This is a genomic window from Peribacillus frigoritolerans (assembly GCF_001636405.1).
GTDB lineage: Bacteria > Bacillota > Bacilli > Bacillales > DSM-1321 > Peribacillus > Peribacillus frigoritolerans.
Genome location: NZ_KV440950.1, coordinates 5,423,762 through 5,443,348 on the forward strand (window position 1 = coordinate 5,423,762; position 19,587 = coordinate 5,443,348).

A 19,587-nucleotide genomic window follows, 5' to 3' on the forward strand; every position below is an offset into this window, starting at 1 on the left:
ACCGCGGCTGCTGGCACGTAGTTAGCCGTGGCTTTCTGGTTAGGTACCGTCAAGGTACCAGCAGTTACTCTGGTACTTGTTCTTCCCTAACAACAGAACTTTACGACCCGAAGGCCTTCTTCGTTCACGCGGCGTTGCTCCGTCAGACTTTCGTCCATTGCGGAAGATTCCCTACTGCTGCCTCCCGTAGGAGTCTGGGCCGTGTCTCAGTCCCAGTGTGGCCGATCACCCTCTCAGGTCGGCTACGCATCGTCGCCTTGGTGAGCCATTACCTCACCAACTAGCTAATGCGCCGCGGGCCCATCTATAAGTGACAGCGTAAACCGTCTTTCCATCTTCTCTCATGCGAGAAAAGAACGTATCCGGTATTAGCTCCGGTTTCCCGAAGTTATCCCAGTCTTATAGGCAGGTTGCCCACGTGTTACTCACCCGTCCGCCGCTAATCTCAGGGAGCAAGCTCCCATCGATTCGCTCGACTTGCATGTATTAGGCACGCCGCCAGCGTTCGTCCTGAGCCAGGATCAAACTCTCCGAAGAAATGTTTGACTTGCTCATTTGCTTTTTTGATAGTGTGTGCTCACTTAAAATTTAACGTTGGCGCTTTGTTTTGTTCAGTTTTCAAAGAGCAATAATGGAGCGGGTGAAGAGAATCGAACTCTCATCATCAGCTTGGAAGGCTGAGGTTTTACCACTAAACTACACCCGCATTTAATTTTAAAGTATTTTCAGAAAGAAAGAATGGTCGGGAAGACAGGATTCGAACCTGCGACCCCTTGGTCCCAAACCAAGTGCTCTACCAAGCTGAGCTACTTCCCGTAAAATATGGTGCGCCCGGCGGGAGTCGAACCTACAACCTTCTGATTCGTAGTCAGATGCTCTATCCAATTGAGCTACGGGCGCTAATTTCTATGATGTTATTGGTGCGGCCGAGAGGAGTCGAACCTCCACGGGGTTTCCCCCACTAGGCCCTCAACCTAGCGCGTCTGCCATTCCGCCACGACCGCGAAAGCGACTTTGTAAGTTTAACACCTTTTCAACTTGATGTCAAGAAGAAAAATATCAGTGCGGGTGAAGGGACTTGAACCCCCACGCCTTGCGGCGCCAGATCCTAAGTCTGGTGCGTCTGCCAATTCCGCCACACCCGCGAAAATAAATGGTGAGCCATGAAGGATTCGAACCTTCGACCCTCTGATTAAAAGTCAGATGCTCTACCAACTGAGCTAATGGCTCTAAATAAAATGGCTGGGCTAGAAGGGATCGAACCTTCGCATGACGGAATCAAAATCCGTTGCCTTACCGCTTGGCTATAGCCCAATAATCAAATACTAATTAACAGCCAGGATAATATTATATCACGATAATATTTATTTGGCAAGTGTTTTTTAAGAAAAAATGGCGGTCCCGACGGGAATCGAACCCGCGATCTCCTGCGTGACAGGCAGGCATGTTAACCGCTACACCACGGGACCAGTATTTTGATTGTGCATAAGAAAGTGACCCATACGGGATTCGAACCCGTGTTACCGCCGTGAAAGGGCGGTGTCTTAACCGCTTGACCAATGGGCCTTGATATAAAAATGTGTAACTGGCGGAGAAGGAGGGATTTGAACCCTCGCGCCGCTTACGCGACCTACACCCTTAGCAGGGGCGCCTCTTCAGCCTCTTGAGTACTTCCCCAAAAAAAATGGCTCCGCAGGTAGGACTCGAACCTACGACCGTTCGGTTAACAGCCGAATGCTCTACCACTGAGCTACTGCGGAATAATGAAGATTGGGTTCCTTTTTTCACGCTCAAGGACCTTAGTGTTTGTCGTTAAGGACAAGTTGTTATCTTGTCGACTCTTATGATTATAAAGAGGTTGCAACCTAAAGTCAAGAGTTCTTTTGTGTTTTTTTATTTTTTTGTTTTTTGCTCCTTAAACCCTTGGTAAATCAATGTTCCACGACATTTACCACAAACGAAACGGGTAGTGTCGATTCGTTTTTTTCTTATATATACCTGCTGACAGTCTTCACATTTATATTGAATTGTATTCATCTTTTTCTTTAATTGGTTAGATGGCAGCGGCTCGCAAAATCTCGGTGCCCCCACTTTTTTGAGTAAATGCTTAAAGTCCGCATCACGATGCTGGTACCCCTTCTTCTCGATGTGCAGATGGTAATGGCACAATTCATGCTTAATGATTCCAATCATTTCTTCCACACCGCGTTCATCAAGATACTTCTTATTTATTTCTATATTGTGTGAACGGAGCAAGTATCGTCCTCCTGTTGTCCGGAGACGCGGATTAAAACTCGCTTGATGACTAAAGGCCTTTTTAAAGTCTTTCAACGAAATTTCTTCTACTAGTTTTTGCAATTGACGATTATCCATTTCCCCCTCCCTTTCCTTGGTAACATGACAACCCATTATAACATAGACTAATAATACAATAGGAAACTAAGGGAGGAAAAGCTATGCCTAATTGGTTCCAGAATCAAATCCGCAAAGCCTTTTATGAAAAGGATTATTATCAAGTGAAGATGTTGAATCAATGTTGGTTTTTTTATCAAAAGAAAGAAAGTCTCAGATTATAGATTCGACATTGTTCCAAATATAAATACATCATTTCAAAAAAACCCCTTCTAATATAGAAGGAGCTTACCTTAGGCTAGTTTTGATCCTTTGGTTCGAGCATCGTTAAAGATACCCTTTGCTTTTGGGAGTCAACTAGTTCGACCCAGACTGTGACAACATCCCCAACGGCAACTACATCCAATGGGTGCTTTACAAACCGGTTGCTCAGTTTAGAAATATGCACCAGTCCATCCTGTTTAACACCGATGTCCACAAACGCACCAAAATCCACAACATTCCTCACTGTACCTTGTAACTCCATCCCAGTTTGCAGATCCTCCATTTTTAGTACATCCTGCTTAAGCAGCGGTTTTGATAACTCATCCCGAGGATCTCTTCCCGGTTTCATTAAATCATCGATGATATCTTTGATCGTAATTTCCCCAATTTCCAATTCATTGACCAAATCAGCTGGATTTAGCTTACCTAACTCTTCATTCAGTGCATCACTGCCTAAATCCACAGATGTGAATCCCATTTTCTTCAATAATTTATTCACGGCACTGTAGTTCTCAGGATGTATCGCGGTTTGATCTAAAGGTTCATCTCCATTAATGATACGTAAGAATCCTATACATTGTTCATATGTTTTGGCACCAAGCCGGGGAATCTTCTTTAATTCCTTCCTGCTTTGAAATTTCCCTTCCACTTCCCTTTTCTTCACGATATTTTGAGCAACAGATTTTGATAAACCTGCTACATATTGTAAGAGAGACGATGAAGCGGTATTGACATTAACACCCACCTGGTTAACAGCTGTTTCCACTACAAAGGTGAGGGATTCCGTTAACTTTTTCTGAGACACATCATGTTGATACTGGCCTACCCCCACAGATTGCGGATCAATTTTAACAAGTTCAGCAAGGGGATCTTGAAGCCTTCTGCCTATCGAAACTGCGCTTCTCTGTTCAACTTGAAGATCCGGAAACTCTTCACGTGCTATATCCGAAGCTGAATACACACTGGCTCCCGCTTCATTAACAATGATATATGAAATGTTCCCTTTCACTTCTTTTAAAATATCTGCAATGAATTGCTCTGATTCACGTGATGCCGTTCCATTGCCGATTGCCACGATCTCAACCGAGAACCGCTGAAGTATATCGATCGTTTTTTCACGTGCAGCATGAAGTTTCGCAGTAGGAGGATGCGGATAGATTACACTTATATCAAGTACCTTTCCGGTTTCATCAATGACAGCGAGCTTACAGCCAGTCCTATATGCCGGATCTAAGGCGAGGACCACTTTTCCTTTAAGCGGAGGCTGCAAGAGCAGGTTCCGGAGGTTTTCAGAGAAAATGTGGATAGCTTGATCCTCAGCTTTTTCCGTCAGCTCTTTTCTGATCTCCCGCTCTACAGAAGGCATGATCAAACGCTTAAGTCCATCCTCTATCGCAGATTTAAGAACAACTTGGGCTTCAGATTTGTTATTTTTAATGATTTTACGTTCCAGATGACCAACGATGACTTCAGTCCGGGGCTGAATGGAGATTCGCAAAACCTCCTCCTTTTCACCTCTATTCAGCGCCAACACCCGATGAGGTACGATTCTTTGAACCGGCTCCTCATACTCATAGTACATTTCGAAGATTTTTTTCTCGTCCTTCTCTTCATTTTTCACAGTTGAAATCACTTTTCCAGCTTTGAAAATTTCGGCCCTTATCCACTTCCTTAATTCTGCATCATCGGAAATATGTTCAGCTATGATATCCTGCGCACCTGCAATAGCCTCTTCAATAGAAGGAACTTCTTTTTCTGCCGATATGAATTCAGCTGCTTTTTCGCTGACTCGAGGATGCATTTGACATTCCAAAAGCCAATTGGCCAGTGGTTCAAGCCCCTTTTCTTTAGCAACTGTCGCTTTCGTTCTCCTTTTTTGTTTGAATGGCCTGTATAAATCCTCGACTTCCTGCAGTTTTGTGGCCTTTTCGATTTGTTTTGTTAATTCTTCCGTCAATTTCCCCTGTTCACCAATTGAACGAGTAACTTCCGCTTTCCTCTGGCCAAGGTTTTCTAGATAGTTCCATCTTTCCATAATGGAACGAATCTGCACTTCATCAAGTGAACCCGTCATTTCTTTTCTATACCGTGCAATAAAAGGGACAGTATTCCCCTCTTGCAGCATCTGTATGACGTTTTGAACTTGATGATTTTTCAAAGTCAGCTCATTGGATATTTGTTTTATCAATTCTTTTAATGTATCTTCTACAACGATCATTTTGTTTACCTCCAACCTTTTGCTCTAATATATATAGTCTAGCAAATGAGCGATGAAGTTGCGAATTCCATACAAAAAAGCTCACTTCCGAATTATGGCGAAAGTAAGCTTCCTAAAATGAAAGTTGTATCATCTGCAGTTAATGGACTGCTTTTTAATATGCATTGGGCGTTCTTATCGATAGGGACCAGCCTTTTTAAAAAAGACTTAGCTCCCTTAAGTTCCAAACCATCGGAATGAAGAATGAATTTAGCATTTGGTTCGTATTTGTATCTTTGCGTCCTGTATTTTTGTTTCCTGCCGGATAAATACCCTGTAACAGGTAAAGGGTAAACGAGTTTATCGTCGTTTGGATTATACAGGAAAAAGCGGATATTGCCCACTGAACTGTATACAAATTCATTCTTATCATAAAAGATTTTCAAAATGGAAACGGCTGCCCCCCGTTTATCGACTAAAACTTGATTGCACACTGCCATTAGTGCTTCCACATCCAACTCATGATTACGTTTAACTTCCTCGATGACGGCATGGGAGGAATCGTATGCATTTTTCCCGCTGCCTAGCCCATCTGCCAGGACACATACAAAGTATTCTTCCGTATGAAGAAAAAAGTAATCATCACCACAGTAAACCATCCCGTTTTTAGACGATTGTGAGACAAGGACTTCTATTTTTTCTCCCCTTAGAATATCTTTGATCACTGAATTAACTCCGAGTTTTCAGCATTAATGGCTTCTTGAAGTTTCTTGATCGCGCGGCGTTGGAGCCTTGACACATGCATTTGGGAAATCCCAAGCTTATCGCCAGCTTCTTTCTGGCTTAAATTCTCTAAATAAGTATGTTGAATGATCATCTTTTCACGGTCACTCAGCACATGAAGCACCTTTTCAAGCACAAGACGCTGATTGACCTTTTCAAAACCTTCATCGACATTTCCGAATATATCAAGCAATGTGACAGTGCCGCCATCAGAATCCGCCTCAATAGAATGATCCACGGATAAAGCTTGATAGCTTTTTCCCATTTCCATCGCCTCTAAAACTTCTTCCTCGGTCACGCCAATACTATCGGCTATTTCATCTATTCTTGGTGAACGGTGCAGAGTTGTCGTTAACTCCTCGACAGTCACCCTGATTTTCGGACCTAGTTCCTTAATTCTCCTTGGCACATGGACACTCCATGTTTTGTCACGAAGGAACCTTTTGATTTCCCCGATAATAGTGGGGACGGCAAATGCCTCAAAGCTCTTACCGAAAGATTCATCATATCGTCGAATGGCACCTAAAAGACCAATCATGCCGACTTGGGAGATATCCTCCTGAAATGATTTCCCTTTCGCATACTTACGGGAGATTGTTTCAACCAAACTTTTATAATGAATGACGAGATTACTCTGCGCTTCTTCATCTTGATTCTGCTGGTAAGCTCTGATCCATTCATTTACCTGTTCTCTTTGTGCCTGATTAGGTTGAGACTGTTTTTGCATCCATCTCCACCTGCTCTCCTTCTAAAAACTTAGTCATAAATACAGTAACCCCATCATGCTGATGAATTTTCACATCATCCATCAGAGTTTCAATAAGGTAAAGACCCAAGCCTCCTTCTCTCAAAAGTTCGACTTTTTGTCCATTTTCGTATGGACCTAGCCCTTGACGAACCTCCTCGAAATTACAGCTCTTGCCACTATCGGAAACCATGACCTCCAAACGGTCAGGATAAAGGCCGAAACTTACTTTCACTTCACCTTTTTCAGAATCCTTGTATGCATGCTGTACCGCATTTGTACAAGCCTCACTGGTAGCGATTTTCAAATCCTCTATTTCATCATACGCAAATCCCATCCGGCTTCCAATTCCAGAAAGCGTTAAACGAATGACACCGATGAATTCTGGTTTTGCAGGTATTTTCATTTCGATGTAATCATATACTTGACTCATTCTAACCCACCCTCTGTACCACTTTTTATATCAATGATATCTGCAAGACCTGTTATATCAAATAAACGTCGTAACCTTTCCGATAATCCAACTAACGTGAACTCGCCATTATGTGCCCTAACACTTTTAAAAGCACCGACAAATACCCCAAGTCCCGTACTATCCATATACGAAACTTCAGTTAGATCAATAGTAATCGAAACATTTTCCTGCTCTGAAATTGGAAATAGTGATTCTCTTAGTTTAGGCGCAGTATAAGCATCGATTTCACCTTTTAGTTTTACATTAAATTCAGTATTCAACTCATTAACATCTACTGTTATATTCATCCTTGACCCACCTCTTCAAATCCTCTTCATTCCTATATCTATACCCAGCAGAAACAATACTAAACATTTGATTTTAAAATTATTAATGTAAAATCATCCCTCAGTTGGAAGTTCTGCATTTTCTCCAATTGTTTATATATATTATTCACCATTTCCTGGGCTTGCAAATGCATATTTTTTTTAATCAAACCAATAAGCGTTTCCCTTTCTATGAACCCATCATTCGTACGGCACTCCGTTACTCCGTCAGATAATAAAATGATCATGTCGCCACGATTCACCGTTTTTTCATATTGGCGATACCTTGTTTTTTTATCAACGCCAAGCAACAAGCCCTTTGCATCCAAATCGCTAAAAGCACCTGTAGCTGCGTCATAGTAAAATCCAGGTTCATGTCCAGCTGAAGCATAGGAAAATTGCCTGTCATGCGGGTCATATAAACCATAGAACATGGTTATGAACATGCTTGGATCAACATTATGCTCCACAACCCGGTTCAAACTCTCAAGTACACTTTTCGGTTCATGTCGATGCTCCGGAAGACTGTCCATCGCATATTTGATCATCGACATGCACAGCGCAGCAGGGATCCCTTTTCCTATGACATCGGCTATCCCAACACCTATACGCTCATTTTCATCCTGGACGAAGTGATAGTAATCCCCGTTCATCTGCCTCGCAGGAACACTGATCGCCCCAATTTCAAGAGCTTTGATATCAGGAATTTCCGTTTCCAAAAGAGTATGTTGAACGTTTGCCGCTATCTCGATTTCCGTTTTCAATTCCTGCTGTTGATGTCTGAGGCTTTGATGTTCACGGTATGCAATGCCGTAGCCCATCATGACTTCTAGTAGAAAATCGAAAGAATCCAATACTTTTCCCGGTAATTCCGGGTAAAGTTCCATTAAGTTATTTTTATGCATACTTATGATTTCTTCTGGAGATATATTGTATTTGATATGTAGGCGGCTAATCTTCTGCCCTTGATAGAGTGCCTGCTCATTTTGGTCTTTAAGATAAGTAGAAAGCGCCTCATGATACTTTTTCTCCATGTTCTCCCTAATATCCATAGTCCCCCCCTAACGGAGCCATTTCGTCGCGATAATCTTAGTCCCTTCACCTGGTATCGATTCAATATCAAAGTCATCCATTAAACGTTTGGCTCCAGGAAGGCCTGCCCCCAGCCCCCCTGAGGTGGTATATCCATCTTCCATGACTCTGCGGATATCCTCAATTCCCGGCCCTTGGTCTTCTGCAATGATTTTCAATCCTGACTTCCCATTTATATTTAGCTTTTCTATGCTAACACTGCCTTGTCCAGCATATAGGTATATGTTTCGGGCCAATTCGCTAATGGCCGTTGTGATTCTGGCCTGGTCTACAGTACCGAACCCCAACTCTTTAGCGACATTTCTTCCGAGCTGCCTTGCAGCTACGATGTCCCATTCATTTATGATTTTTACGCAGGATTGGAACTCCATTCTTTAATCCCCCAATTCCTGTTGTAATTTCTCCAGGCCTTTCTCTAAGTCTAATGCTGTCAGAACATCATCGAGACTAATTCCTAGTTCAATCAATGTTATTGCAACAGCAGGCTGGATTCCCGTAATTACAACTTTGGCCCCCATAAGCTTAGACATGCTAAAGACATCGCCTAATACCTTTGCGATAAAAGAATCAATAAAATCTATTGAGGTAATATCTATAACAACGCCATTCGCGCTTGTTTCATGAATCTTATGCAGTAAATCCTCTTGAAATTGAAGGGCTGTCACATCATCCAATTCCCACTGTATAGAGACTAACAAGCAGTCATAAAGCTTTAATATCGGAATCCTCATACTTATCCCTCCACCTTTACGATCTTACGGCTCGTTAATTCCAACGCAACTTCTATCCCTTTTTTCAACGTATTCTTTGTAATCACTTCATTTAAATTAATGCCAAGATTAACGATGGTTTGAGCTATTTCAGGACGGATGCCGCATAGTATACATTTGGCGCCCACTAATCGGACTGCTTCCGCTGCTTGAATGATATGGTGGGCAACCATGGTATCCACGACCGGCACGCCCGTAATATCAATAAGAACGACTTCAGATCTATGCTTAACCACGCCAGTCAACAGGTTTTCCATTATCTGTTTGGCTCGTTCCGTATCAATCGTACCAATCAGCGGCATTACCGTAATTCCTTCCAATACAGGAATGAGCGGTGCCGAAAGTTCTTGCAACGCTATTTTTTGCATGGAAACGGTTCTTTCCCAAGTTTGAGTATATATATTGACTATTTCATTATTTATCGGTGTCGCCCATTTATCCAAATGGTTAACGAGATTGACTTGATTATCAGGAGTAACGAGACCCTTTTCCACCATTCCATTAATGACAATTAACGTGAACTTATGAAGTCCTTCATTGACGAAAGTAAGAGGCCATCCCAATTGGACGACTTTCTCGGCAAAATCTGAAAGCTTCAATGTGAATTCCTTGTTTTTACTATCAACGTTCGTGATGATCATATCTATAAATTCACTGCTCGTTTGCGTGAACATTCGATCTGAGACAACTTTAATTAATCTTTCGTCCGTACTTTCCTTCATGATGCCCATCCACTCAGTAAGGATGTAATCTTGATTTTGCTTAATAAAATCGTAAACCAATTGATTCATAATATCCTCCCATTCTAACACAATTGCTATGTTTCCCTGTCCACGTCACAAGGATGTTAACTAACTGTAATGTTATTTCCATTTGGATTTCCTTCGAGTTTCTCCACTGCACTTTTGCTTTTTTTAGGTATTTACAACATAACTACATACCCGAAATTCAGGTAAGAAAAACATAAATAAATGAAAAGTTAGGGAGATACAAAAAAAAACAATGACATTCCATCCAATATCTAACTGTATAATGTTTTTATTCGTCAAATTTTTCATATTTCCTCCCTGTTTACTTTTTGGACACATGTTTATGTTATTTCATAAAAAAAAACACGATTCCCACAGTACAGGAATCGTGCCATCTAAATAATATCAAGAATGATTTGTATTATAATAACGCCCGGTTTAACGGGAAAAATTTTCTTTAAAACTCAATGAGGCCTAAACTTATTTGCAAAGCTTCATTGACTTTTTGCATCATCGGTTCGTCAAGATGCGTAATTTTATCAGTTAAACGCTGCTTATCGATTGTCCGGATCTGTTCTAATAAAATGACGGAATCCCGTTCGAATCCATACTTTTTTGCATTAATCTCAACATGTGTAGGCAATTTCGCTTTTTGAATTTGAGCTGTAATGGCTGCCACGATCACAGTCGGACTAAAGCGATTACCAATATCGTTTTGTAAAATTAGTACCGGACGGGTTCCACCCTGCTCTGAACCGACTACCGGGGAAAGGTCTGCGAAGTATACGTCACCACGCTTAACAACAATCAATGGCTCAGCCTCCGCTAACTAATCGTTCAACGCAATGACCAGCCTCGAATTCAGCCTGGAAGGCTTCAGAAGCAATCGTTAAATTAATGGCCGCCATTTCAATATAACCGCGTTTCATCGATTCACGAAACTCTTTCTTTTTACGTTCGCGAAGATACATTTTTGTGGCACGATAAATAAATTCACTGCGATTCACATTTTCCTCACTCGCATACCCGTCTAACTCTGTTAAAAAATTTTGAGGTAATCGAATTAATATCTCTCTTGTTGCGCTGGATTCAGACACAAACATACACCTCCACCATCACTACACACCTTTATTATATATCCTTTTCAATATTACCATTAAAATGCCTATCTGCAAAGAGTATATTCTATTCTCAATCCTATTATCAGCATAATAAAGGAAATCTTATTCACAATCTTAGGATTTTTTTACAATCCGCTCATTCCAAAATGAAGTTGCGTACATGATTCACCTGATTGTCTTTCAAATATATGCGGGGCACCCTTGCTCCTATCATGCATGTCACCTCATAGTTGATCGTTTCCAGTTTTGCCGCTATCTCATCGACAGTAATCGATTCATCCCCATCATTCCCGATTAATGTGACCACAGTTCCTACAGGGTATGGTCCAGGCAGCTTGATCATGCATTGATCCATGCAAATCCTTCCGACTATGGGCACTCTTTTTCCATCCACAAGAACTTCCTGACCTTGCAGCTTACGGATCCAGCCGTCAGCATATCCGATTGGCAAAGTTCCAATCCATTCATCACCTTCAGCCGTATAAGTCGCTCCATAGCTAACGCTTTCACCCTTAGCAAGCTGTTTAACCGCGACCATCTCCGTTCTCAATGATATAGCCTGTTTTAATGGAAAGGGCAATATCGGCTTCATCTCCATGGAAGGACTCAAACCATACATGGAAATCCCCATTCTTACTGCATTCCATTCTGAATCGGTGAACCTTAAAGAAGCTGCACTATTGGCTGCATGAACATATTCCGGCTTTCCCGTCAATTCGGAAAGCATCCCTTTAAAAAAGGCAAGCTGCTTTTCATATAAGTCCGTCTTCATTTCATCCGCAGTCGCGAAATGAGTGAATATCCCTTGGAAATTGAAACAAGTTTCCCTCTTAAGCAAACTTTCCACTTTCATGAGTTGACCTTTATCTCGAATGCCGATTCTCCCCATGCCGCTATCCACTTTTACATGGATTTGCAAAACTTGTCCCGGTTTCAACAAATCCTTTGCCTTCTCCAACCATGCTTCATCGAAAACCGTCACGGAAATACCATGCTCGGCAGCAAGCGCTGCACTTTCAGGCCTAGAAGCCCCAAGGACAAGAATCGGAGCCAATATACCTTTTTTCCGTAAGGCAAGAGCTTCATCCAAAAAAGCTACACTTAAAAAATCCGCCCCCGCATCAAGCGCCGTTTTAGCCACTTCATAGTCCCCGTGGCCATAAGCATTGGCTTTGACGACAGCGAAAAGACTAACGCCCTTTTTCAGACTTTTTTTCATTGAAGAGATATTTTCAAAAATATTATCCAAATTTACTTCTGCCCACGTATCTCGATGAAATACTTTCGTTTCCAAGACCTTTTCCTTCTTTCCTACACTCACCATAAGATTCTTCCCAGTAGCGAAGTTTTCGTTTCATTATAGGACCATTCTATAACCAACCGCTAGAAAGATAAAGTGCTTTTTCACCTTGATCCTCATTTCCCGGCTGCCAGCCTAAATCAAATAATGGGTTAAAAAAGGTCAACAAGCCGCTTCCCCGCCTATCCTACCTAGAAGAAACCTTCGTAAGGAGACGGGAAACATCAGCTTGTTATGTAATCCTATTTGACTGGATCTTCCCCAACCGAACGGGCGACTTCTATCATCTCTTCCTGTGACAAATCCTTTGATGCTATCATGTAATCGACACCTTCAAAAGTCCATGCAATCGTATTTCCCGTCATGGCCCCGACAGTATAACCCAAATCAACAGGTTCTCCATTCACATTCGTCGAAACGGAAGTTTGGACTACCTCAGCTTTTTCCTGAACTAATGTAAAACTTTTTGTACCCTCATACGTCAAAACGACACGTTCTCCCTTTTCCGTCGTAATTTCTTTTTCTTCCGTTAAATTCATATCGCCAATATTTTCAGGGTATTTCACTGCAAACCCCTCATTTTGGACTTCTGCCATAACGGGAGCTTCAAGTTGTGCACTTGTCATGTTTTTCTTCATGTCAAATGAATCTTTATCAAAACTCGTATCGAATTTTACTTTTGAGAATTCAACAAGAACCAAAGCGGTCCTATCAGGGTCCATGACTTTTACACTGACTGGGGATAAATCCTTTTTGTTTATAGTAATCTCTTGATATGGCAACATTTTATTGTTTTGGTAGCGCGTTTTCGTTTCAAAGACATAGTGTTTATCCGTTTCTTTATATGTCGCACTTTTATCTTCCGTAATGTCTTTCACCAACGACTCGAACAAATAGGCCTGACTGCTGTTCTCCGGCCACTCGCTTTGAAATTTAAAACTTTTATTCAAAGCAGGCGTCAAAACGTATACACCATCATCATTTTTCAAAATCATCTGGCTTTGATCTTTCTCTTCATTTTTCAGATTCACTCGGTAAAAAGAAGGGTCCTTATGCCAAATCTCCACATTATACACTTGAGGTTCCGTCCCCATCTTTAATGTCATCTTCGCGTTAGCTTTATATCCTTTCATTTCACCAAGCTTCTCATTCAATTCACTCACTACGTCACTCTGCGATTTTTGGCCGCAAGCAGAAAGAGCAAGCAAGAGCATGATCCCTGCAAAAAGCATTACCATCTTCTTCATCTTTTCAACCCCTTTTTGTCATTTGAACGTAAAAGGGAGAGGAAAAGGCAGGATCCGGACATTGGCTCGACTGATGTTTTAAATTCCTCAGTATTTTAGACAGGACCATTTCTCGATCCGGCTAAAAACTTTTCGAGAGCACCTACTCTGCCATGTACCTTTTACCGGGCCTTGTCTCCCTATAGCACTAAATGTATATGAGACAACCTTAAGGTTTATGACCCGATTGGACAAAACTCCACTCACCCTTCAATTACGACTTGAGCAACCGCATAATCCCTGCTATGGCTAATCGAAAGGTGGACCCCTTTAGAAAACGGCTTTGAAATCACCGGCTTCCCTTTATCATCCGAGATGATTTCAATATCCAAAAAGGATAAGTGCTTACCGATCCCTGTACCGTACGCTTTTGAAAAAGCCTCCTTTGCCGCAAAACGGCCAGCAAAATACTCGACCTTCCTTCTTCCATTTAACTTTTCGAAAATCAAGATTTCACTTTCCGTCAATATACGCTCCTTTAAACGGGGTTGCCGATTAATCAATGTTTCCATTCTATCCAACTCAGTAATGTCCACGCCTATACCTTTAATCACTTTGACACCTCTTCTATTAATTTAATAAGTTGCATATCATTAGGAGGACTCTTTTACCTGAAAATGATAATATTGTATCTAATTAAAAACGATATAAGGAGGAATTTATGTTTACAAGAACAGAAAGCTTCCGTGAATATGCAAATTCTTATCGAGCTGTAACTGTGCTCATACTCATTATGATGCTTGTATTCGTTCTCGTCCTTTTCCCCGTACTTCCCGGCAATGCACTCTTTTATTATGGCACAGGTGTGAATTTATATATCGCTGATGGACAATGGTGGCGTTTGATCACCCCCATCTTTCTACATAGCACGTTTACACATTTACTGTTTAATGGATTCTCACTTGCCATCTTTGGTCCATTCCTGGAGAAATTACTTGGAGCCTTCAAGTTTTCAATCTTCTTTTTATCGACAGGAATCCTTGCCAATATCGCAACCTTCCTGATTAACCCACTGACATATAACCACGTAGGTGCTAGCGGAGCAATTTTTGGTTTACTCGGATTCTTTCTATATCTTGTGCTGTTCAATAAAACCAATTTTACTAACAACGAAAGAAATACAGTATATACATTGACCGGAATTGCCATTATCATGACTTTCATCCAGCCGCAGATCAACGTTGTCGGTCATTTGGCTGGAATGGCAACCGGCTTTTTAACAGCTCCATTATTCTTAAGAAAAAAATGGTAGGCCAAACAGCCGACTCTTCCTTTCAATCATTGGGAGTCGACTGTTTTTTTAGGTGAATACCATGATTTAATTATTAGGCAATCCTTTTCTTCCACATCAGCAACCATACCGACCCGGGAGGTAATCCCTGATTTAATCGATGCTGTAATGGTGGCTAATTCTTTTCGATTCTGAAACCAGCTTTTTTTATATGTGATTGATTGAATTCTGCTTCTCTGCATGATCAATGTTTGCTTCGAGAAAAAACGGCTGCTCAATAGCAATAAATTCCCTTCTATGCTCCAACCTGCATCTCTATATTGCATGTATGCCCAAAAAATCGCCAACGGTACAAGCAAGAAGGAAAGATAACCCCAAGGTCTGAAAAACCATACCAAGGCACCGATGATCGGGATGAGGTATAGAAACTTTCGAAACACATACCTGGAAAGTGCACGCTTGGGTATTGGTGTCATCTCCGTATCCGTTTCATAAACCGGTAAAATTTCCATGATTTTCTTCTGTAAATGCTTCTTTCTGATTAAAGGGAACAGCATGATGGAAAGACTTTCTTTATCTTCCATGCTCCCTCCCGCATATTCAATATAAACCGTCGCCAATCCCAATGGCTTTCGAATTAAATTCTCCATGATCCGGATACCTTGAATTTTATGGATAGGGATTGTCAGCCGTCTTTTCTCGAGAAGCCCCCTGGAAATAACGATCTCCTCATCCGTTTTTATCACGGTAAAGGAAGCGTATTTAATTACCATACTTAATGTGGCCAGCACATAAACCGCCAATAAAGCCACAAGGGCAAACAAGGTCAGAATGAAGGTCCCCATTTCAATAAAATCTTCATAATCCTTAAATATTCTCTGAAAAGGTATCATTTCATCGAACTGTGAAATAAAAGCGACTGCCCCGGATAGGAAGACACCTACCGCTCCCGAAGTGGCAGCCATAGCGACTAGCTGCGGCAGCGTTTGCTTAAAAACGGAAGATGATTTTGCAGCAATTTCATTATCCGCGACTTCATCTTTATCCCTATCAAATGGGTTATACGCATTTTTTTCCTCACTTATATAAGCATTGATTCGATCCGCATCACTTTTCCTTATGGCTGATAATACGGCATCCGCCTGAGACCCGCCTGCCGTTTCAATATTCAGCTTCACCAGGCTGAATACCCTCTGTATGATGCCCTCTGATATATCCATGCTATGAATCCGATCAAACTTTATATACCGTTTCTTCCTTACGAATACCCCGGACTCAATTCTGAATTCTCCCTCTTCTATCCGATATGTAAAGCGTAACCATTGCAAGAATGCATTCCCTATAATCAAAAGTATAATAATGGCAATGACCAGCGGTTGTATCCATCCGGGAATTCCTTCATTCTTCCCAGGAATGACGACCACTAATAAAAAAGGGATGACTAACTCCTTAATCGATTTAATGATGTTAAGCAATACAGCTATGGGGTGAAGCCTTTTAGGATCAGACATCTTCTTCCTCCACACTTGCCATTCTCGAAATATAATGCCGCAATTCATCTGCCTCTGCAAGGTCCAAGGCAGGGATAACATGAAGAGTCGCTGCAGTGGAAATTTCAACGGAGGCTAAATCGTATTTTCTTAATAATGGCCCTTGCTTCGTTTCAACATGCTGAACCCTTATCATGGGTATGAGTGTTCTTTTAATGATGAAAATACCACTTTGGATATCAATTTCAGTATTTCTTACCTCGTAACGCCACCTCTTCCATTTAACCGACGGAATCAGAAAGATGGCCAGAAAGGATTGGATTGTCGAAATTAGGACCAACGCACCAATCACCCAATATGTCCAATCAAAAATGATTGTAAGCACGAGTACGGCGATGCTTATAATCCAGGTTATTGAACAGCTTATAAGACCACTGATTTTCCATACGGTTAAGGCCTTATTCGATATACGATTTTCAGGTTCCATGTGCTTCTCCTCTTCCGGACAGGTAATGCTAATTGAATCATCATCCATCCTTGCTTTCATCCATTATACTATATTTAAATACTGGAAATTAACCCCTTTTCAAACAAAGGCTGTGAGCATTCCATCCAAAAACCGCGGACACCTTTCATGAAGAGTTGGAGATGCACATAAAAAAATGCCGCTCAAATGAGCGGCATTCCCAATTCAATTAAATCTTATTAGTTTTTTCTCTTTTTTGGCTCGTGCTGCGGTTTCCGTAACCATTCGATTTACGGTTCGTGCTTGGGCGTTTCCCTGATCCGCTGCCGTAATCTTTTCTGCCTGAAGAACTGCGGCCATTGCGCTGTCTGTTACCAGAAGATCCGCTTCCTCCGCGATTGCGACGCATAGGAGATGGAGATTCTTCCGTTAACTTGATAGGCGTTTGATCCGGTTCTTTTGTCATTGATTTAAGCATGGCTGCAACTAAATCCGCTGCGCTATGTTTTTGCAATAACTCTTCCGCTTGACCAAGGTATAAAGTTAAATCCTCGTTCTCGATTGTATTAAGGATTTTTTCGGTTACTGCTTTTTGTTGACCTTCCAACGCTTCAGTTAACGTAGGAGTCTTAAGCTTCTCCATACGTTTTTTCGTTGTATGCTCAACTGCATGCAGTTGACCTCTTTCTCTTGGTGTTACAAACGTAATGGCTATACCATGTTTACCCGCACGTCCTGTACGTCCAATACGGTGAACGTAGCTTTCCGGATCTTGAGGGATATCAAAGTTGTATACGTGAGTAACGCCGGAAATATCAAGTCCGCGTGCTGCAACGTCAGTAGCAACGAGCACATCGATGCTGCCGTCTTTAAACTTTTTCAAAACAGAAAGGCGTTTTGCCTGACTAAGGTCACCATGAATGCCTTCAGCCATATAACCGCGGATATTCAATGCAGATGCCAATTCATCGACACGGCGTTTCGTACGTCCGAAGACGATGGCAAGATCCGGTGTTTGAATATCGAAAAGGCGTGCAAGTGTATCGAATTTTTCACTTTCTTTTAACTCCAAGTAATATTGTTCGATACGATCCACTGTCATTTCTTTTGCTTTTACACGTACAAGCACGGGTTCCCGCATGAATCTTTCAGCAATTTTACGGATCGGATCAGGCATTGTAGCTGAGAAAAGCAATGTTTGCCTTTCATCAGGAACCGTTGAAAGGATTAATTCAATATCCTCAATGAATCCCATGTTAAGCATTTCATCCGCTTCATCAAGAACTACAGTGTGAACTCCGCCTAATTTAATATTTTTACGTTTGATATGGTCTAAAAGACGACCAGGCGTACCAACGATAATATGTGGTTTTTTCTTTAAAGCACGGATTTGACGGTCGATGTCTTGTCCACCATAAACTGCAAGTACACGAGCACGTTTTCCGTAACCAAGCTTGAAAAGTTCCTCGGAAACTTGAATGGCAAGCTCACGTGTAGGTGCGATGACGATCCCTTGCACGTTTTCGTTATTGATATCGATGTTTTCCATCAATGGAATACCGAATGCTGCTGTTTTACCTGTTCCTGTTTGCGCTTGACCGATTATATCTTTACCTTCAAGTGCTAGAGGTATCGTTTGGGATTGAATCGGGCTCGCTTCCTCAAATCCCATTTTTTCTATTGATTTCATGGACGTTCTATCTAATCCTAATTCGCTAAACAATGTCAATGTTTTCGTACTCCTTTTTATATCGTAAATTTACACGTGCATTCATGGATCATGCACAGATGTTTTAGTTCAAATCCTCATCATCATGACGGATGTTCTTCTTTATCTCTTAATAAAAAGTTTATCATTATCACCTAAAAGTATGTCTGCCTTTTAGTTCAAATGAACTCAATATGATTTTTTAAAAAGGAAATATACCAGTACGGACATTCACCGGCATTTTTAACTTCGCGCACGTGTAGACTTATCATTTACATACGCTCATCTTTTTAAAAGTACATGTAACCAAAATTAAATTCAATATGGAAAATTAAAAGTAGCATAAACGGGTGTTTCACCGTTTTATTCAGGTGAGGGCTGCTGCACCTATTATTCATCAGACTTAAAAAGGCTGGATGAACAAAACTTGACGAGAGCCAAGATTCTTATACAAAACAGGCCCGGTGCGTTGAGGATTTGCAGAAGTGGAAAAGCGCTTAAATGCGGCTTGATTCCCTAATAGCTACTAAAGCCGCCAAGAGATGCAGCTTTTATATATGACCAGACGCGCGGCCTATTTAATCTAAAATAATCTCAAGAATGAACTCATGAAACATGTAAGAACATACAATTTTGTTGCCTCAACCTGATTAATTTAAATAATCATCAATGATAAGACATTTAAACTCATACTCATATTACCATTTTCAAACTGTTAATGCAATAAAGGATATCGCCCTATTCGAGTTACTAAAAACTTTAGATCGTTTCAAAAATGAGAAATTGAATAGTCCCACCTGATAATTGTGCAGCCTGATTTATTCAACAGAATTACCTCAGTTACTATAACCTATCATGCGTAAGTGGATTCAGACAGACTGTAAACGACAGTTGGCTTAAGGAATCCAGTTGGGAGGATTTCAGTAACCTATTCCTGTTTTAAAATAACGGTTCGGGATAGACCATTCCAAACCACTAACTATATTCATGTGAATTTTTCACAAAACGAACATCCATTTATATATGATATGAGTTTAAATCAAATAGTTTCAACAAACCTTTTTCAGGAAGGATTAAAATCTAACGATAACCCCCTTCCACGATTACCCCCGTTGGAGGAAAGGGCTTATCATGAATGAATTTCCAGGTATATGGAATCATTCATTTTTCGAAAATTTCATCTTTTTGTGTAAAAATTATAGTAAATTAGTCTAAATGCAGTATGATTGACCTATCAACAAATCAACGGGGGG

The 19,587-nt window shown here is 41.2% G+C and carries 20 protein-coding genes, 11 tRNA genes and 1 rRNA gene (1 of these 32 running past the window's edge); 2 read left to right on the forward strand and 30 right to left on the reverse strand.

Annotated features, from left to right (window positions below):
- From A6755_RS25465 to A6755_RS25525, 13 genes are all read right to left on the reverse strand, one after another.
- Positions 1 to 537, reverse strand: a 16S ribosomal RNA gene (locus A6755_RS25465) (it extends 1,014 nt beyond the left edge of the window).
- Positions 538 to 632: 95 nt separating this feature from the next.
- A tRNA-Gly gene (locus A6755_RS25470) sits at positions 633 to 706 on the reverse strand.
- 33 nt (positions 707 to 739) lie between these two features.
- Positions 740 to 816 (reverse strand) — tRNA-Pro (locus A6755_RS25475).
- Between the two features lie 7 nt (positions 817 to 823).
- Positions 824 to 900: transfer RNA gene (locus A6755_RS25480), tRNA-Arg, on the reverse strand.
- Between the two features lie 18 nt (positions 901 to 918).
- A tRNA-Leu gene (locus tag A6755_RS25485) sits at positions 919 to 1,004 on the reverse strand.
- Positions 1,005 to 1,063: 59 nt separating this feature from the next.
- Positions 1,064 to 1,145: transfer RNA gene (locus A6755_RS25490), tRNA-Leu, on the reverse strand.
- A 9-nt stretch (positions 1,146 to 1,154) separates the two neighbouring features.
- Positions 1,155 to 1,230: transfer RNA gene (locus A6755_RS25495), tRNA-Lys, on the reverse strand.
- A gap of 9 nt (positions 1,231 to 1,239) precedes the next feature.
- A tRNA-Gln gene (locus A6755_RS25500) sits at positions 1,240 to 1,314 on the reverse strand.
- Between the two features lie 79 nt (positions 1,315 to 1,393).
- Positions 1,394 to 1,469, reverse strand: a tRNA-Asp gene (locus tag A6755_RS25505).
- 25 nt (positions 1,470 to 1,494) lie between these two features.
- A tRNA-Glu gene (locus tag A6755_RS25510) sits at positions 1,495 to 1,566 on the reverse strand.
- Positions 1,567 to 1,586: 20 nt separating this feature from the next.
- Positions 1,587 to 1,677, reverse strand: a tRNA-Ser gene (locus tag A6755_RS25515).
- Positions 1,678 to 1,685: 8 nt separating this feature from the next.
- Positions 1,686 to 1,760: transfer RNA gene (locus A6755_RS25520), tRNA-Asn, on the reverse strand.
- A 133-nt stretch (positions 1,761 to 1,893) separates the two neighbouring features.
- Positions 1,894 to 2,373, reverse strand: a complete 480-nt coding sequence (locus tag A6755_RS25525) for a SprT family protein (protein ID WP_063592366.1) — start codon at positions 2,371 to 2,373, stop codon at positions 1,894 to 1,896.
- 83 nt (positions 2,374 to 2,456) lie between these two features.
- Here A6755_RS25525 and cmpA point away from each other — a divergent pair, with 83 nt between their 5' ends.
- The gene (gene cmpA, locus A6755_RS26840; RefSeq protein WP_089364909.1) at positions 2,457 to 2,576 is read left to right on the forward strand and encodes a cortex morphogenetic protein CmpA; all 120 of its coding nucleotides are present in this window, start codon (positions 2,457 to 2,459) and stop codon (positions 2,574 to 2,576) included.
- Between the two features lie 74 nt (positions 2,577 to 2,650).
- Here cmpA and A6755_RS25530 read toward each other — a convergent pair whose 3' ends face one another.
- From A6755_RS25530 to acpS, 14 genes are all read right to left on the reverse strand, one after another.
- The gene (locus A6755_RS25530; RefSeq protein ID WP_063592367.1) at positions 2,651 to 4,834 is read right to left on the reverse strand and encodes a Tex family protein; all 2,184 of its coding nucleotides are present in this window, start codon (positions 4,832 to 4,834) and stop codon (positions 2,651 to 2,653) included.
- A 92-nt stretch (positions 4,835 to 4,926) separates the two neighbouring features.
- Positions 4,927 to 5,538 carry a PP2C family serine/threonine-protein phosphatase gene (locus A6755_RS25535; RefSeq protein WP_222620049.1) on the reverse strand — a complete coding sequence of 204 codons (612 nt, stop codon included), beginning with the start codon at positions 5,536 to 5,538 and terminating at the stop codon, positions 4,927 to 4,929.
- Complete coding sequence (gene sigB / locus A6755_RS25540; protein WP_034306363.1) at positions 5,535 to 6,323, reverse strand: RNA polymerase sigma factor SigB; 789 nt, start codon at positions 6,321 to 6,323, stop codon at positions 5,535 to 5,537. Before sigB ends, A6755_RS25535 begins: the two co-directional genes overlap by 4 nt.
- Positions 6,301 to 6,774 (reverse strand): anti-sigma B factor RsbW, encoded by a 474-nt coding sequence (gene rsbW / locus A6755_RS25545; protein WP_034306366.1) that lies wholly within the window; start codon positions 6,772 to 6,774, stop codon positions 6,301 to 6,303. Before rsbW ends, sigB begins: the two co-directional genes overlap by 23 nt.
- On the reverse strand, positions 6,771 to 7,103 hold the full coding sequence (locus A6755_RS25550; RefSeq protein ID WP_034306369.1) for an anti-sigma factor antagonist: 333 nt from the start codon (positions 7,101 to 7,103) through the stop codon (positions 6,771 to 6,773). The genes rsbW and A6755_RS25550 overlap by 4 nt, the downstream gene beginning before the upstream one ends.
- Positions 7,104 to 7,162: 59 nt before the next feature.
- Entirely contained in the window at positions 7,163 to 8,173 is a 1,011-nt protein-coding gene (locus A6755_RS25555; RefSeq protein ID WP_063592368.1) for a PP2C family protein-serine/threonine phosphatase, read from the reverse strand.
- Between the two features lie 9 nt (positions 8,174 to 8,182).
- Positions 8,183 to 8,584 carry an anti-sigma regulatory factor gene (locus tag A6755_RS25560; RefSeq protein WP_048682056.1) on the reverse strand — a complete coding sequence of 134 codons (402 nt, stop codon included), beginning with the start codon at positions 8,582 to 8,584 and terminating at the stop codon, positions 8,183 to 8,185.
- 3 nt (positions 8,585 to 8,587) lie between these two features.
- On the reverse strand, positions 8,588 to 8,944 hold the full coding sequence (locus tag A6755_RS25565; protein ID WP_048682053.1) for an STAS domain-containing protein: 357 nt from the start codon (positions 8,942 to 8,944) through the stop codon (positions 8,588 to 8,590).
- Between the two features lie 2 nt (positions 8,945 to 8,946).
- Positions 8,947 to 9,774 (reverse strand): RsbT co-antagonist protein RsbRA, encoded by an 828-nt coding sequence (locus tag A6755_RS25570; protein ID WP_048682050.1) that lies wholly within the window; start codon positions 9,772 to 9,774, stop codon positions 8,947 to 8,949.
- A 415-nt stretch (positions 9,775 to 10,189) separates the two neighbouring features.
- Positions 10,190 to 10,540 (reverse strand): type II toxin-antitoxin system PemK/MazF family toxin, encoded by a 351-nt coding sequence (locus A6755_RS25575; protein WP_034306610.1) that lies wholly within the window; start codon positions 10,538 to 10,540, stop codon positions 10,190 to 10,192.
- A 7-nt stretch (positions 10,541 to 10,547) separates the two neighbouring features.
- On the reverse strand, positions 10,548 to 10,829 hold the full coding sequence (locus A6755_RS25580; RefSeq protein ID WP_034306380.1) for a CopG family ribbon-helix-helix protein: 282 nt from the start codon (positions 10,827 to 10,829) through the stop codon (positions 10,548 to 10,550).
- Between the two features lie 160 nt (positions 10,830 to 10,989).
- The gene (gene alr / locus A6755_RS25585; RefSeq protein ID WP_063592369.1) at positions 10,990 to 12,177 is read right to left on the reverse strand and encodes an alanine racemase; all 1,188 of its coding nucleotides are present in this window, start codon (positions 12,175 to 12,177) and stop codon (positions 10,990 to 10,992) included.
- Positions 12,178 to 12,395: 218 nt separating this feature from the next.
- Complete coding sequence (locus A6755_RS25590) at positions 12,396 to 13,400, reverse strand: LolA family protein (RefSeq protein WP_063592370.1); 1,005 nt, start codon at positions 13,398 to 13,400, stop codon at positions 12,396 to 12,398.
- A 242-nt stretch (positions 13,401 to 13,642) separates the two neighbouring features.
- Complete coding sequence (gene acpS, locus A6755_RS25595; RefSeq protein WP_063592371.1) at positions 13,643 to 13,993, reverse strand: holo-ACP synthase; 351 nt, start codon at positions 13,991 to 13,993, stop codon at positions 13,643 to 13,645.
- Between the two features lie 107 nt (positions 13,994 to 14,100).
- Between acpS and A6755_RS25600 the strand changes: the two genes are divergently transcribed.
- Entirely contained in the window at positions 14,101 to 14,691 is a 591-nt protein-coding gene (locus A6755_RS25600) for a rhomboid family intramembrane serine protease (protein ID WP_063592372.1), read from the forward strand.
- A 26-nt stretch (positions 14,692 to 14,717) separates the two neighbouring features.
- On the opposite strand, the gene A6755_RS25605 is transcribed toward A6755_RS25600, so the two are convergent.
- The 3 genes from A6755_RS25605 to cshA all read right to left on the reverse strand — a co-directional run bounded on the left by A6755_RS25605 (position 14,718) and on the right by cshA (position 18,355).
- Positions 14,718 to 16,181, reverse strand: coding sequence for a PH domain-containing protein (locus tag A6755_RS25605; protein WP_063592373.1), 1,464 nt, complete (start codon positions 16,179 to 16,181; stop codon positions 14,718 to 14,720).
- Positions 16,174 to 16,647: a PH domain-containing protein gene (locus A6755_RS25610; protein ID WP_063592690.1), complete on the reverse strand. Its 474-nt coding sequence runs from the start codon at positions 16,645 to 16,647 to the stop codon at positions 16,174 to 16,176. The genes A6755_RS25605 and A6755_RS25610 overlap by 8 nt, the downstream gene beginning before the upstream one ends.
- Positions 16,648 to 16,855: 208 nt before the next feature.
- Positions 16,856 to 18,355 carry a degradosome RNA helicase CshA gene (cshA, locus tag A6755_RS25615; RefSeq protein WP_063592374.1) on the reverse strand — a complete coding sequence of 500 codons (1,500 nt, stop codon included), beginning with the start codon at positions 18,353 to 18,355 and terminating at the stop codon, positions 16,856 to 16,858.
- Positions 18,356 to 19,587 lie beyond the last annotated feature (1,232 nt).